Genomic DNA, 14,492 nt, shown 5'->3' with positions numbered 1-14,492 from the left:
CTCATACTATCTTTATCATGTCTTTGAAGGGAGAATAACAGATGGATAAGGAGTTCGTCCGAAATGATAATGGAAATGGGGATCAAGAACCAACAAAGGAAGAGAAACCTTCTGCGTTAATGGAAAAAATTCAACAGCTTGGACAAACCAATGTCCCTCAGCTTTCACAGGATTCAAAAATACACTGTCTGACAATCATTGGTCAAATAGAAGGTCATCTTCAGCTGCCGCCGCAAAATAAAACAACGAAGTATGAACACATCATACCGCAGCTTGTGGCTATTGAGCAAAATCCGAAAATAGAGGGTCTATTAATCATATTAAACACGGTAGGCGGGGATGTTGAAGCAGGACTTGCGATTTCTGAAATGCTTTCATCATTATCGAAACCAACTGTGTCGATTGTGCTGGGAGGAGGTCACTCGATTGGAGTTCCTATTGCTGTTTCATGCGATTATAGTTTTATAGCTGAAACTGCGACAATGACGATTCACCCAATACGATTAACAGGACTAGTGATTGGCGTTCCACAAACCTTTGAGTATTTAGACAAAATGCAGGATCGTGTGATTAGGTTTGTGACAAAACATTCTAAAATAAGTGAGAATCATTTTAAAGATTTAATGTTTGCTACTGGCAACTTAACGCGAGATATCGGAACAAATGTTATTGGAATAGATGCTGTCAACTCTGGGTTAATTGATGAGGTTGGAGGTATCGGACAAGCACTGAAAAAATTAAATGAATTAATTGAACTAAGAAATGAAGAGAATGAGAGGCTTGTGCAATGATACTCTATACAACAATGCCGCAAGAACTCGTATATCAAACACAGGAATCAGAGTATGCTAAACAAAAAGTCATTGATTTTGAAGGGATTCCTTTATTGGTTGAAATGAATGAAAATCATGATTATCGAGTCTTGCAGGTCATGAGCAGTGATCCAAGTCATTATATGGACAATCGTTTTTGTCCAGGAGCCATTTTATCCAACAAGAAATATTCTTGATTTTATTTTTTTGACAATATGGAATCCTATCATATACCAGTTGAGGAGATTTTTGCATGATTAGCATATGTGTTCGGTTACTTGATATGATATAATAAAACTACTACAATGAAGAGCAGCCCTTAGGCTGCTCTCTTCATTACTAAATCAATATCAGTAAGGTGATACGATGGTCAAAAGAAAAAGGCGACAATCAAGAAATAAAACTCATCTCAAACAAACCATTCAATTCGAATTAGTTGCCCTTTTATTAATTACCCTGTCGATTATTTCAATGGCTGATTTAGGGGCTGTCGGTCATGCGGTTGTACTATTTTACCGTTTTTTTATCGGCGAATGGTATGTAATTGGGCTTGTTGGTATGATTATCTATGGCGGATATTTAATGTGGAAAAGACAACGCCCCTTTCTTTTTTCAACAAAGCTTATCGGGATATATATTATCATTTTTGCTCTCTTATTATTAAGTCATATTACACTGTTTCAGCTCCTCTCAAATGGAGACAAGTTGGCAAGTCCCAGTGTAATTGCTAACACATGGGAATTATATTGGCTCGAAGTGCGCGGGGAAGCAAGTACAGCTGATCTTGGCGGTGGCATGGCAGGGGCTGTATTATTTGCACTTTTTCATTATTTATTTGATGAAGCTGGAACAAAGCTTCTTTCATTTGTCTTTATATTAATTGGATTTATCCTTGTGACAGGGAAAACATTTGGTGAAGCGGTTGGAAAAGTATTTACTTCGTTTGGGCGCTTTATGGGTAATCAATGGCTGTCCTTTAAAGATGATATGTTTAATTGGAAAGAGGATCAGCAAAAAAAGCGGGAAGAAAAACGTGCTCTTAGACAAGAGGGAAAAGGTAGGCAGTCAGAGGGAAAACGTAAGCGGTCAGAAGAAGATAAGGATGCAAATCCCATTATTCACACGGCTCTTGAGGAGCAAGTGGAAAGCGTCAGACCGGAACCGATTATTTCTAGTTTTGCAGAACGTGCTTATCAGCAAACTGAGAAACCTGAATTAGAAAAGGTAGAGGCGACCGAAACAGTAATAGAGGAAGATACACCTCCGATTACATTTAACGAAGTAACAGAAGTTGAAAATGTAGATTATAAATTGCCACCAATTGACCTTTTAAATCAGCCTAAGCACACCGACCAAAGTGGGGAATATACTTTAATTCAGGAAAATGCGGCTAAGCTTGAGCGTACTTTCCAAAGCTTTGGTGTAAAAGCATCGGTTACACAGGTACATCTTGGACCTGCGGTTACAAAATATGAAGTACATCCGGATGTAGGGGTAAAGGTAAGTAAAATTGTTAGTTTAACAGATGATCTTGCACTAGCTTTAGCGGCAAAAGATATTCGAATGGAAGCACCAATACCAGGAAAGTCAGCGATTGGCATTGAAGTTCCAAATACAGAGATTGCAATGGTTTCATTACGTGAAGTTTTAGAGTCAAAGCAAAATAATAAACCAGAATCCAAGCTGATGATTGGCTTGGGCCGTGATATAACGGGCGAAGCCGTTTTGGCAGAGCTGAATAAAATGCCTCATTTACTTGTTGCTGGTGCGACAGGGAGCGGGAAAAGTGTTTGTATCAATGGGATTATTACCAGTATACTTATGAGGGCAAAACCACATGAGGTCAAGCTGATGATGGTTGATCCGAAAATGGTTGAACTAAATGTCTATAACGGAATCCCTCATTTGCTGGCTCCTGTTGTGACAAATCCGAAAAAAGCTTCACAGGCACTGCAAAAAGTTGTAAACGAAATGGAGCGAAGATATGATCTTTTCTCTCATAGCGGTACAAGAAATATCGAGGGGTATAATGAGCATATAAGACGTCATAATGTTGAAGAAGAAGGTCAGCAGCCGCTTTTGCCGTATATTGTAGTTATTGTTGACGAGCTTGCTGATTTAATGATGGTTGCTTCCTCGGACGTAGAGGATTCCATTACAAGACTTGCTCAAATGGCGCGAGCAGCAGGTATTCATCTCATTATTGCTACACAGCGTCCTTCTGTTGATGTTATTACGGGTGTCATTAAAGCAAATATTCCATCAAGAATCGCGTTTGCTGTTTCATCTGCAACAGACTCGAGGACCATTCTTGATATGGGAGGAGCAGAGAAGCTATTAGGTCGAGGGGATATGTTGTTTTTCCCTGTCGGTGCATCAAAGCCCGTACGTGTTCAAGGTGCCTTTCTGTCTGATGAAGAAGTAGAAGAGGTAGTGGATTTTGTCATTGATCAGCAAAAGGCCCAGTACCAAGAGGATATGATACCTGATGATATACCGAATAACCGATCAGAAGTGGAAGATGAGTTATATGGTGAGGCAGTTGATTTAGTTTTAGAAATGCAGACTGCGTCAGTTTCGATGCTGCAGCGGAGATTTCGGATTGGGTATACAAGAGCAGCAAGATTGATAGATGAGATGGAAGCACGCGGAATCGTCGGTCCATATGAAGGCAGTAAGCCTCGGTCGGTACTGATGTCTAAACCTTCATCTGAAGATATTATATAAAAAAGTGCAGACTGACTTGCTGCACTTTTTTTATATAATAGAAAATGTTAAACTGCCCGTTTGTTTCCCCAAATATACGTATGCAATTGCGGCAGTACCTTTACATCCTTTAAGCTGTCATCGAACATAACCTTATTAATAAGCCATTCGTATTTCTGCAGCAGTTTTTCTAGAAGCTGATTATCATCTGATGTTTTGGAATCATCATTACCAATCTGAAAAAAGAAAGGAATAGCAGGATAGCGGAAATGCACTTTTTTGGCATATTGATAATCTTCATCGTTAAATATAACAACCTTTAATGATATATTTTGTTTTCTTTCACTTTGTTCCAAGTTGCCGATAATAGTGTCCAATCGATCAAAATCAGTAGTCATACCAGAACTTGGCGGCTTTGGTGAGAGAGTTAGTTCATCTATCTTATAAAACCATTCTTGCCAAAGGCTGCCCTGTGTTTCTAAACAAATCTTGATTTGATTCTTCTGTAAAATGTTAATGAAAGTACTAATGTTTTTTAATAAAGCAGGGTTTCCTCCTGAAATGGTAACAAAAGAAAAACCATCCCCACCTAATGCTTTTAGTTCTTCCCAAATTTCATTTGCGCTCATTTGTCGAATATCTTCTTTACCTGTTCCATCCCAAGTAAAAGAAGAATCACACCAGGCACAGGAATAATCACAGCCGGCAGTTCTGACAAACATTGTTTTTTGACCAATGACCATTCCTTCTCCTTGAATAGTGGGTCCAAAAATTTCCAGAACAGGGATTTTACTCATTTTCCATCCACTCCCTTCTTGCCTCTGCATAGGAGGTGGGTGTTTCATATAAGCGGACAAATTCTACCCTTGCGCCTGAGTAGAGTTGTTGCCGATTTTCCTTTTGCAGTGCCTCTGTCATTTTTTCATAAATCCAAACGACGATATTTTCCGCTGTTGTGTTCATTAGCGGCAGTGTTTCATTTAAGTAGCGGTGGTCTAAGTGGATTTCAATCTCTGATTTCCAAATTTCTTTAATATCACCAAAATCAATTAAGATTCCTCTTTCATCAACAAACCCGCTTATCCCAAAAATGACTTTATATGTATGTCCGTGCAGGTTCTTGCATTTTCCCTCATACTGATGAAGATGATGGGCAGCATCAAAGGTAAACTCCTTGCTGACAAGAACACGTTTCGTATGATACTTTAATTGCTGGCTCTTGATATCAATGTCCATTTTTTGCAGTTTATCAACAATTCGAAAACCATACATGTCTACAAATCCCTTCTAACATTTAAATATTCTTCAAGTCCCTTTCTTCTTAGCTTGCAGGCAGGGCATTCCCCGCAGCCATCAGCCATTATTCCGTTATAGCAGGTTAAAGTGTTTTCACGGATAAAATCGAAAGCATCTAATTCATCAGCCAGCTCCCATGTTTCCGCTTTATTCAGCCACATCAGTGGTGTATGAATGACAAAAGATTTATCCATTGATAGGTTTAAGCTGACATTTAAGGCTTTAATGAATGAATCCCGGCAATCTGGATAACCGCTAAAATCTGTCTCGCACACGCCTGTAATGATATGTCTGGCACCGATTTGATAAGCAAGGACCCCCGCAAAAGATAAGAATAGCAAATTTCTTCCCGGCACAAATGTTGAAGGTAAGCCTCCGCTCTTGTTTTCTTCTATCTCTATTTCATTTCTTGTTAAAGCGTTTGGCGCTAATTGATTTAAAAGGCTCATATCTAGAATATGATGTTTAATCCCTAGTGTAGAAGCAATATTTTTAGCACAATCAATTTCAGCTGAATGTCTCTGGTTATAGTGAAACGTTACGGCTTCTACTTCTGCAAAATTCTTAATGGCCCAAAATAAACAAGTTGTACTATCCTGTCCGCCGCTAAAAACGACCACCGCTTTTTCATTTTTCATTTCAGTTCTTCCTCTCATAACAAAATTTTTAGCTTAGCGATTATCAATTGTTTCAGGATATAAATCATGATTCATCAAGCGATAATCAGCCATTTTTTCAAATTTAGTGCCTGGTTTGCCGTAATTGCAGTACGGATCAATGGAAATACCGCCTCTTGGAGTGAATTTTCCCCATACTTCTATGTATCTTGGGTCCATAAGCTGGATTAAATCGTTCATAATGATATTCATACAATCTTCATGAAAATCGCCATGATTTCGAAAGCTAAATAAATAAAGCTTCAGTGACTTGCTTTCGACCATTTTCTGATTCGGAATATAACTGATGTAAATGGTTGCAAAGTCAGGTTGCCCGGTAATTGGGCACAGGCTTGTAAATTCCGGACAGTTAAATTTAACGAAATAATCACGGTTAGGATGTTTATTATCAAATACCTCTAATATTTCTGGTGCATATTGAAATGTATATTTTGTTCCTTGATTACCTAAGAGTGTCAGACCATCTAATTCACTTTCTTGTCTATTTGGCATAAAAAATAAGCCTCCCTATATGTTTTGTCTCATGTAGAAAGGCTCATAGCATCTATTATAACTTTGAAAAAAATAAAACCATATCCGCAGAGGGATATGGTTGATTGGAATCATCAAAGCCATAGTTTTTTATAGAGGGTGTCTGCTATGAACCTCTCCGATGGAAATCACCGATTAATACGAGTTAATAATCATTAATACTATAGTTTATCTATAGTGGGTTGTCAATATCATGATGCCTATTAAGAAAGGTTTTTTTCGATATACACTTGATTGTAAGAATTTAACAGATGTATAGTAAGAATATGTTAGTTTTTAGAGGAGATTATAGAAAATAACCGTTATAGTGTTTACATATGCTTAAGAATAAGCGGAATTTAAAGGAGGAACGTAGATGGGTGTATTGTCAGAAAAAAAAATAGATGTAAATGGGATGACGCTCCATATTACTCCCACTGAAAAATATAAAACCAATACCATAGTATTTAAAATGAAAGCCCCTTTAGAGAAGGAAAATGTCACAAAACGGGCATTACTTCCTCATGTATTACAAAGCAATTCAAAGAAGTTTCCAACTACCGCTCAGTTAAGATCCTATTTAGATGAACTGTATGGTGCGACGTTTCATGTGGATTTAGGTAAAAAGGGAGAATACCATGTCCTAAGTTTTTCAATGGAAATTGCCAATGAAAAATTTTTATCTGATTCAACACCTTTATTGGAAAAAGCATTTGAATTTTTGGCAGAAGTCATAACCAATCCGAATATAGATGGCCAGGCTTTTAATCAAACAACTGTAGATAATGAGAAGCGTTCTTTAAAACAACGGATACAATCTGTTTATGATGATAAAATGAAGTATTCTAATTTCAGGCTGATTCAGGAAATGTGTAAAGAGGAACCATATGCATTACATGTTCATGGACAACTTGATGATATTGATTCTATTACTGCAACTAGTTTACTTGAATATTATCAAAATGCACTAGCTGCAGATGAATTAGATTTGTATGTTGTCGGTGATGTGAATAGTGAGGAAGTAGAGAGACTAGTCACTCATTTGTTCCAATTCAAAGAGCGTACACCTAAAACAATTGATAGGAAGGGGTACAATGGTAAACCGGAGGCTAAGGAAATCCAGGAGGAGCAGGATGTAAAACAAGGAAAATTAAATATCGGGTTCCGTACGAATGTTTACTATGGCGATGAAGATTATTATGCATTGCAATTATTTAATGGTATTTTTGGCGGCTTTTCTCATTCAAAATTATTCATAAATGTCAGGGAAAAAGCGAGCCTTGCTTATTATGTTGCGAGCCGGTTAGAAAGTCATAAAGGGTTAATGCTTGTCATGTCAGGCATTGATAACAAAAATTATAATCAAGCGGTTACAATCATCAAAGAACAAATGAAAGCCATGACTGCAGGTGAGTTTACTGAAGAGGAAATCAATCAAACAAAAGCAGTGATTAAAAATCAGCTATTGGAAACCATTGATAATGCTAGAGGAATGGTAGAGATTTTATATCATAATGTAGTAGCTGATGAGAATATATCTCTTGATCACTGGATAGCTGCTATGGACCAAGTGACAAAGGATGAAATAATGAAAGTAGCAGGTAAGATTGAATTAGATACCATCTATTTTTTAACAGAGGGGGGCAAGCAGTAGAATGGAAAAAATTGAATTTAATCAACTCCAAGAGGAGCTTTTCCATGAAAAGCTTGATAATGGTTTAGAAGTATATATTCTGCCAAAAAAAGGTTTCAATAAAACCTATGCTACTTTTACAACAAAGTACGGTTCAATTGATAATCATTTTGTTCCACTTGGGAAAGAAGAATATATAAAAGTTCCAGACGGGATTGCTCACTTTTTAGAGCATAAGCTTTTTGAAAAAGAAGATGGTGATGTTTTTCAGCAATTTAGTAAACAGGGGGCTTCAGCAAACGCTTTCACCTCTTTCACAAGGACTGCCTATTTATTTTCAAGTACGTCTGATGTTGAGCTTAATCTTGAAACCTTAATGGATTTTGTTCAGGAGCCTTATTTTAGTGAAAAGACAGTTGAAAAGGAAAAAGGGATTATTGGTCAAGAAATAACGATGTATGATGATAATCCTGATTGGCGCTTGTACTATGGAGTTATTCAAAATATGTATCGAAACCATCCGGTTAAGATTGATATAGCTGGGACAGTGGAATCCATTTCACATATTACAAAAGATTTACTGTATGAATGTTATAACACTTTTTATCATCCGAGCAATATGCTTCTATTTGTCGTCGGCCCGGTTGAACCGGATAAAGTTATGAAGCAAATTAAAAATAACCAAAGTAAAAAGCAATATAACCATGTAGAGGAAATTAAACGACAGTTTGAAGAGGAGCCTGTTGAAGTTGCTGAGAAAAATCAAGTATTACAAATGAATGTTCAAACTTCAAAATGTCTTGTCGGTATAAAAGCACAGAAAATTAACCAGACTGGTGCAGAAATGTTAAAGCACGAACTGACATTAAATATGATGCTGGAGATTTTATTTGGAAAAAGCTCAGAAAACTATCATGTGTTATATTCAGCGGGCTTAATTGATGATTCTTTTTCATTCGACTACAGTCAGGAAAAGGGTTTTGGTTTTGCGATGGTCGGCGGCGATACAAACGATCCTGACCGTTTGGCTGAAAACTTGGAAAACATGCTGTTATCAGCTAAACAAGGAAATGTCTTTACGCCTGAAAATTTAGAACGGACAAAAAGGAAAAAAATTGGAACATTCCTGCGGGCTATTAATTCTCCAGAGTATATCGCTAATCAGTTTACCCGCTATGCTTTTAATGAGATGAACTTGTTTGAAGTTGTTCCAACGTTAGAAAGCATTACTGTTGATGAATTGAAAACAGCTGCAGTTAATTTTATTGATGAAGAAAGGATCACTGTTTGTCAAGTGGTTCCGAAAAAATAACGCCGCTTAGTCGGCGTTTTTTTGATACAATATTTTAAAAAGGTGAAAAACTGTTTGGGGAAGTGATTTTTGCATGAGGAAGTATGCTTTAGTAACCGGTTCAAGCGGCGGGATTGGACGTGCGGTAGCAAAGAAATTAGCAAAGGATGGCTATTCTCTCTATTTGCATTACCATCAAAATATACAATCAATTAGGGAACTTTTGGAGGAATTATCTGTTTATGAAGGAGAATACATCCCTATTCAAGCTGATTTGTCTGAACGGAATGGCTATAAAAAACTATCTGAAAATATATTTTCAATTGATTGTATTATTCATAACAGTGGAATTAGCCATTATGGATTATTTGTGGATACAGATTTAGACACTGTTGAAAATCTGCTGATGGTTCATGTAACTTCACCAATTATGTTAACAAAAGAGCTGCTTCCGAAAATGATTAGACAGCAGTCAGGTAATATATTATTCATCACGTCGATTTGGGGACAAACAGGGGCCGCTTGTGAAGCCATTTATTCCACCGTGAAAGGAGCACAAATCTCGTTAGTAAAATCTTTAAGTAAAGAACTAGCCTTAGGTGGGATACGCGTCAATGGTGTGGCGCCAGGTGCGGTAAATACGGCTATGCTGGAACATTTCAGCGAGGAGGATTTGGATATAATAAAAGGAGATATACCAATGGGACGTTTAGCTGAGCCGGAAGATATAGCAGAAAGTGTCTCTTTTTTACTATCTGAAAAAGCGGGATATATAACAGGACAGATAGTAAGTGTCAATGGAGGCTGGTATACATAAAAGGGATGTATTTAACCTAATAAATTGATGTATATTTTGAATCTTAATTATGCAAAATAAAAAGGTAATACCAACAAAGGAGGTTCAAAATCATGTCTATTTTAGAAAATTGGCATCAATGGAAAGATTTTTTAGGTGATCGTTTAAATCAAGCAGAGCAGCAAGGTATGGACAAAGAAACCATAAATGATCTTGCTTATCAGGTTGGAGACTATTTAGCTAAACAGGTAGATCCAAAAAACGAACAGGAAAGAGTACTGGCTGATTTATGGTCTGTTGCTTCTCCTGAGGAACAACATGCAATCGCAAGTATAATGGTTAAACTCGTTGAAAATAACGGAACAAATCAATCATAACCTAAGTGACCTAATACCCCTTATTTTAAATAGGCAGGAGAGGATATTGTGTTCAAAGGAACCAATATCCTTTTTTTATTTAGGGTATGTTAACGAATCATGTTAATCAATAAAGCTTTTGTTTAAAATATATTAAAATAATAATAGTCGGATTATTCGTTGAATATTTATACGGACCTATCAGTGCTGTTTTTGACGAATTTTGCTAAATTTATCGCATTTTTCTTTCATCTTCTATAGAAATCAGATATGATAGAGGTTGGGATTCAATGGACGGTCATTTATGATTGTTTTTTAAAGGGTTTATTGCTATCTTGCTTCCGAAACGGGTTGTCTTTTTTTTCGGTAATTGCAGCGGCCTATAGAAGGAGGAGGTTGTGGAATGGAGAAAGAAGAGTGGTATTTAGAATATGAAATCCAATCTAATAGACCTGGACTGCTAGGAGATATTGCCTCATTATTAGGAATGATGTCTATCAATATTGTTACAATAAATGGAGTTGAAGAAGGCAAACGCGGATTACTGATTTTAGCGAAAGATGATAAGCAAATTGAAAGACTTGAGTCTATTTTACATACAATGGATACAATAAAACTAATCAAGTTAAGAAAGCCAAAGCTTATGGACCGCCTTGCAGTTAGGCATGGTCGTTACATACAAAGAGATGTAGATGATAAAAAAACATTTCGCTTTGTTCGGGATGACCTCGGGATTTTAGTTGATTTTATGGCAGAATTATTTAAGCAGGAAGGTCATAAATTAATTGGAATTCGGGGAATGCCACGGGTTGGAAAAACTGAATCGATAGTCGCGTCAAGTGTTTGTGCTAACAAGCGATGGTTATTTGTTTCATCGACTTTATTAAAGCAAACAATCCGAAATCAATTAATTGAAGATGAATATAACAAAGATAACTTATTTATTATTGATGGAATCGTCTCTACTAGAAGAGCAAATGAAAGACATTGGCAATTAATTAGGGAGATAATGAGATTACCGGCAGTAAAAGTAATCGAGCATCCAGATATCTTTATTCAAAATACAGAGTATACACTCGATGATTTTGATTATATGATAGAGCTTCGTCATGATCCAGAAGAAGAAATTACATATGATATTGTGGAAAAGAACACTCTATTTTCTTCTGCGGAATTTGGAGAGTTTGACTTTTAGTTAGTTGGAAGGTGTTACAATTGACAGAATTAGGTAATCGCTTAAAGGAAGCACGTTTAGAAAAAGGTTTGAGTTTAGATGATTTACAGGAAGCGACGAAAATTCAAAAGCGTTACTTAGTTGGCATTGAAGAAGGCAACTATAGCGCAATGCCGGGAAAATTTTACGTACGGGCATTTATTAAGCAATATGCCGAAGCAGTTGGACTTGAACCGGAAGCGGTTTTCGAAGAATTTAATAATGAAATCCCGAGTATTTTAAGTGAGGATATTCCAGGACAGCTTTCCCGAGTCCAAACAAAAAAAACTATCTCAGAAAATGGCTCAAAGGTTTTAGATCTTCTGCCGAAAATTTTAATTGGGGTACTTGTCATAGGAGTCTTTGTTTTTATTTGGTATTTAGCACAAAAATATTCCGGTAATGACGGTGCGGAAACGGCTCCAAAAGAAAGTAAACAAGAAATTACATATGAGGAATCTGCGGATCTATCGAATGAAAGGAATGAAGATCAACAGAATCAGACTAATGAGAAAGAAAACGCAGAGGATACTCAACAAGAAAATGATAAAAATAAAGAAGAAGAAAAGGATAATCCTGTTCAACCTTCTCAGGAATTAAACGTTGTTGAAGCAAACGGTGATCAATCTATTTATGAGTTGACCAATACAGAAACATTTCAATTGAAAGTTGTTTCAACTGGCGAAACTTGGGTAAACATTAAAAATAATAAAGGATATTCCTTCTTCCAAGGTATGCTGAAAAAAGGTGAAACAGAAAGTCAAACCCTTGATATGTCACAGGAAACAGAAGTTGTTATTGTGGCTGGTAATTCAACAGCAACAGAAATTTTTATTAATGATCAAAAGTTAGAATATGCAGTAGCTCCTGCTGAAGTCGTTCGTCAAGATATTATTATTCGATATGTAAAAAATAATCAATAGTCATCATGTAAGGTGATGACTATTTTTTCTCGTAAGCTGAAGGTCAGCTCGCTCATTTGTTTTGGAGGGAAAGTTAATGAATTTGCCAAATAAGATTACAATATCACGTATTTTTTTAATCCCGATTTTTCTCATTATCATGGTTGTTCCTTTTTCATGGGGAGAGATTTCTTTGCTCGGCACAACCATGCCAGTCACTCATTTTGTTGGGGCTTTAATTTTTATTATCGCTTCTACAACAGATTGGATTGATGGACATTATGCACGTAAATACAATATGGTTACTAATTTAGGGAAATTTCTTGATCCACTTGCAGACAAACTCTTGGTATCTGCAGCTCTGATTGTTTTGGTCGAACTTCACCTGGCTCCATCGTGGATTGTCATTATTATTATTAGCCGAGAATTTGCGGTTACCGGTCTGCGTCTTGTATTAGCCGGAGAAGGGGAAGTTGTTGCTGCTAATATGCTGGGGAAAATTAAAACTTGGACACAGATTGTTGCCATTTCTGCTCTCTTACTGCATAACATACTATTTGAAATGATTGCGATTCCTTTTGATATGATTGCCCTCTGGGTGGCCTTATTCTTCACTGTTTGGTCGGGATGGGATTATTTTATTAAAAATAAAGAACCATTTATTAATTCTAAATAATAAAAGATGCGGAGACGGCTAGACTATTTAAGGAACACAGACGAAAATCGCCGCTTTAAGTGGTAATGTCTGTATGACCCGCATGCTGCGGGTCTCCGTCAGAGCTGAATATTAAAGGGGTTTTTTATATGCATGCCGAAATCATTGCGGTTGGTTCGGAGTTATTATTGGGCCAAATAGTTAATACGAATGCTCAGTTTATGTCAAAAGTACTTGCGGATATGGGTATTAACGTATTTTTTCATACAGTAGTAGGTGATAATGCTGCTAGGTTAAAGGCTGCGATTGAGATAGCTGAAAACCGTGCGGATATGATTATTTTTTCAGGTGGACTAGGACCGACAAAAGATGATTTAACAAAAGAAACGATTGCAGCCCATTTAAATCGGAAGTTAATTACAGATGTGAGGGCTATGGAATCCATAGAGGCTTATTTTAATCGGGTTGGACGTACCATGTCTGAAAATAATCGAAAACAAGCTTTGGTTATTGAAGGTTCTGAAGTGTTGCCGAATGACCATGGGATGGCTCCGGGAATGATTATCCCAGTGAAAAATCATATTTATATGTTATTTCCTGGTCCGCCAAAAGAAATGGAGCCGATGTTTTTAACCTATGCTCGTCCGAGTATTATGAATAAGCTCCAAGTTCAGGAAAAGATTATTTCCCGAGTGCTGCGTTTTTTTGGAATTGGTGAATCGCAGCTCGAAACAGAGATTGATGATTTGATTGTAGGGCAAACCAACCCAACAATTGCCCCGCTTGCCGGAGATGGTGAAGTGACACTCAGGATAACTGCCAAACATCAATCGGAAGGAGCTGCCAAGGAATTAATAGATTATACAGAAAGACTAATCCTCAACAGGGTCGGAGAATATTTCTATGGGTATGATGAAACATCTCTTATGAGTGAGCTATCAAAGCTTTTAAAAGAAAAACAGTTGACGATAGCCGCAGCTGAAAGTCTAACTGGAGGCATGTTTGAGAAAGAATTAACATCAATACCGGGTGCAGGGTCACTGCTTATGGGCGGAGTTGTTTGTTATCATCCGAAAGTGAAGCAGAACGTATTACATGTGAAGGAAGAAACCATTGCTCAACATGGAGTAGTAAGTGCCGAATGTGCAAAAGAACTTGCGGAAAATGTAGCCTCATTGATGCATGCAGATATTGGTATTAGTTTTACAGGGGTTGCTGGTCCCGAAGAATTAGAAGGAAAACCGGCAGGTACGGTATTTATTGGAATTAAAATTAAAGATCAGCCGACCAAGGTGGAAGAATTAAAGTTGGGCGGCAACCGGACATCCATCCGTATTCGTACGGTTCAACATGGATGTAATTATCTATTAAAAAGTATTTAATTTTTTGAATTAGAATAACTATTACGAGACTCCTTTATTTAATTGAAAGGAGTCTTTGTATTTAACTATACATGACAGAGTTGAAAGTAATTATTTCAAAATTAAGATTCCTGTTAATATCTTCATTTTCACTGTATTAATATAGCTGAAAATGGACAAATCAGTCATAAACTGAAGTGTTTTCTAAGAATTATAGCTTAGAAAAATAACGAATAAACGTTCGATATTTTGATGGACAAAAGTGAAAAAACAAGATATAGTTA

The 14,492-nt window shown here is 36.9% G+C and carries 15 protein-coding genes; 11 read left to right on the top strand and 4 right to left on the bottom strand.

The genetic code is table 11. The features are described 5' to 3' along the window. Nucleotides 1–41: 41 nt before the first annotated feature. From F4V44_RS08005 to F4V44_RS07995, 3 genes are all read left to right on the top strand, one after another. A complete protein-coding gene (locus F4V44_RS08005) occupies nucleotides 42–791 on the top strand; it encodes a ClpP family protease (RefSeq protein ID WP_150439474.1) in 750 nt (249 codons plus the stop codon). Then, on the top strand, nucleotides 788–1,009 hold the full coding sequence (locus F4V44_RS08000; protein ID WP_150439473.1) for a YlzJ-like family protein: 222 nt from the start codon (nucleotides 788–790) through the stop codon (nucleotides 1,007–1,009). The genes F4V44_RS08005 and F4V44_RS08000 overlap by 4 nt, the downstream gene beginning before the upstream one ends. A 169-nt stretch (nucleotides 1,010–1,178) precedes the next feature. After that, nucleotides 1,179–3,539: an FtsK/SpoIIIE family DNA translocase gene (locus F4V44_RS07995; protein WP_150439472.1), complete on the top strand. Its 2,361-nt coding sequence runs from the start codon at nucleotides 1,179–1,181 to the stop codon at nucleotides 3,537–3,539. A gap of 47 nt (nucleotides 3,540–3,586) precedes the next feature. Here F4V44_RS07995 and queE read toward each other — a convergent pair whose 3' ends face one another. Genes queE through queF form a run of 4 tightly spaced genes read right to left on the bottom strand, consistent with a single transcriptional unit; the run spans nucleotide 3,587 to nucleotide 5,983 of the window. After that, nucleotides 3,587–4,315: a 7-carboxy-7-deazaguanine synthase QueE gene (queE, locus tag F4V44_RS07990; RefSeq protein ID WP_150439471.1), complete on the bottom strand. Its 729-nt coding sequence runs from the start codon at nucleotides 4,313–4,315 to the stop codon at nucleotides 3,587–3,589. Then, the gene (gene queD / locus F4V44_RS07985) at nucleotides 4,308–4,790 is read right to left on the bottom strand and encodes a 6-carboxytetrahydropterin synthase QueD (protein ID WP_150439470.1); all 483 of its coding nucleotides are present in this window, start codon (nucleotides 4,788–4,790) and stop codon (nucleotides 4,308–4,310) included. The genes queE and queD overlap by 8 nt, the downstream gene beginning before the upstream one ends. A gap of 2 nt (nucleotides 4,791–4,792) precedes the next feature. Beyond that, nucleotides 4,793–5,452, bottom strand: coding sequence for a 7-cyano-7-deazaguanine synthase QueC (gene queC / locus F4V44_RS07980; protein WP_150439469.1), 660 nt, complete (start codon nucleotides 5,450–5,452; stop codon nucleotides 4,793–4,795). Between the two features lie 33 nt (nucleotides 5,453–5,485). Next, a complete protein-coding gene (queF, locus tag F4V44_RS07975; RefSeq protein WP_150439468.1) occupies nucleotides 5,486–5,983 on the bottom strand; it encodes a preQ(1) synthase in 498 nt (165 codons plus the stop codon). Nucleotides 5,984–6,377: 394 nt separating this feature from the next. Here queF and yfmF point away from each other — a divergent pair, with 394 nt between their 5' ends. The 8 genes from yfmF to F4V44_RS07935 all read left to right on the top strand — a co-directional run bounded on the left by yfmF (nucleotide 6,378) and on the right by F4V44_RS07935 (nucleotide 14,229). Continuing rightward, nucleotides 6,378–7,655 carry an EF-P 5-aminopentanol modification-associated protein YfmF gene (gene yfmF / locus F4V44_RS07970; RefSeq protein WP_150439467.1) on the top strand — a complete coding sequence of 426 codons (1,278 nt, stop codon included), beginning with the start codon at nucleotides 6,378–6,380 and terminating at the stop codon, nucleotides 7,653–7,655. A 1-nt stretch (nucleotide 7,656) separates the two neighbouring features. Continuing rightward, complete coding sequence (gene yfmH, locus F4V44_RS07965) at nucleotides 7,657–8,946, top strand: EF-P 5-aminopentanol modification-associated protein YfmH (RefSeq protein WP_150439466.1); 1,290 nt, start codon at nucleotides 7,657–7,659, stop codon at nucleotides 8,944–8,946. A gap of 73 nt (nucleotides 8,947–9,019) precedes the next feature. Further along, complete coding sequence (gene ymfI / locus F4V44_RS07960; RefSeq protein ID WP_150439465.1) at nucleotides 9,020–9,742, top strand: elongation factor P 5-aminopentanone reductase; 723 nt, start codon at nucleotides 9,020–9,022, stop codon at nucleotides 9,740–9,742. A 92-nt stretch (nucleotides 9,743–9,834) separates the two neighbouring features. Next, nucleotides 9,835–10,098, top strand: a complete 264-nt coding sequence (locus tag F4V44_RS07955; RefSeq protein WP_150439464.1) for a DUF3243 domain-containing protein — start codon at nucleotides 9,835–9,837, stop codon at nucleotides 10,096–10,098. A 382-nt stretch (nucleotides 10,099–10,480) separates the two neighbouring features. After that, nucleotides 10,481–11,272 carry a YmfK family protein gene (locus F4V44_RS07950; protein WP_150439463.1) on the top strand — a complete coding sequence of 264 codons (792 nt, stop codon included), beginning with the start codon at nucleotides 10,481–10,483 and terminating at the stop codon, nucleotides 11,270–11,272. 11 nt (nucleotides 11,273–11,283) lie between these two features. Further along, nucleotides 11,284–12,213, top strand: a complete 930-nt coding sequence (locus F4V44_RS07945) for a helix-turn-helix domain-containing protein (protein ID WP_317978314.1) — start codon at nucleotides 11,284–11,286, stop codon at nucleotides 12,211–12,213. 76 nt (nucleotides 12,214–12,289) lie between these two features. After that, nucleotides 12,290–12,868, top strand: coding sequence for a CDP-diacylglycerol--glycerol-3-phosphate 3-phosphatidyltransferase (pgsA, locus tag F4V44_RS07940; protein ID WP_150439461.1), 579 nt, complete (start codon nucleotides 12,290–12,292; stop codon nucleotides 12,866–12,868). Nucleotides 12,869–12,996: 128 nt separating this feature from the next. Continuing rightward, entirely contained in the window at nucleotides 12,997–14,229 is a 1,233-nt protein-coding gene (locus tag F4V44_RS07935) for a competence/damage-inducible protein A (RefSeq protein ID WP_150439460.1), read from the top strand. The last annotated feature ends 263 nt before the right edge of the window (nucleotides 14,230–14,492 follow it).

It is taken from the genome of Niallia endozanthoxylica, assembly GCF_008710145.1.
GTDB lineage: Bacteria > Bacillota > Bacilli > Bacillales > Cytobacillaceae > Bacillus_BD > Bacillus_BD endozanthoxylica.
Note: the sequence above shows the minus strand (reverse complement) of the source record. Positions and strands in the feature narration are given on the sequence as shown.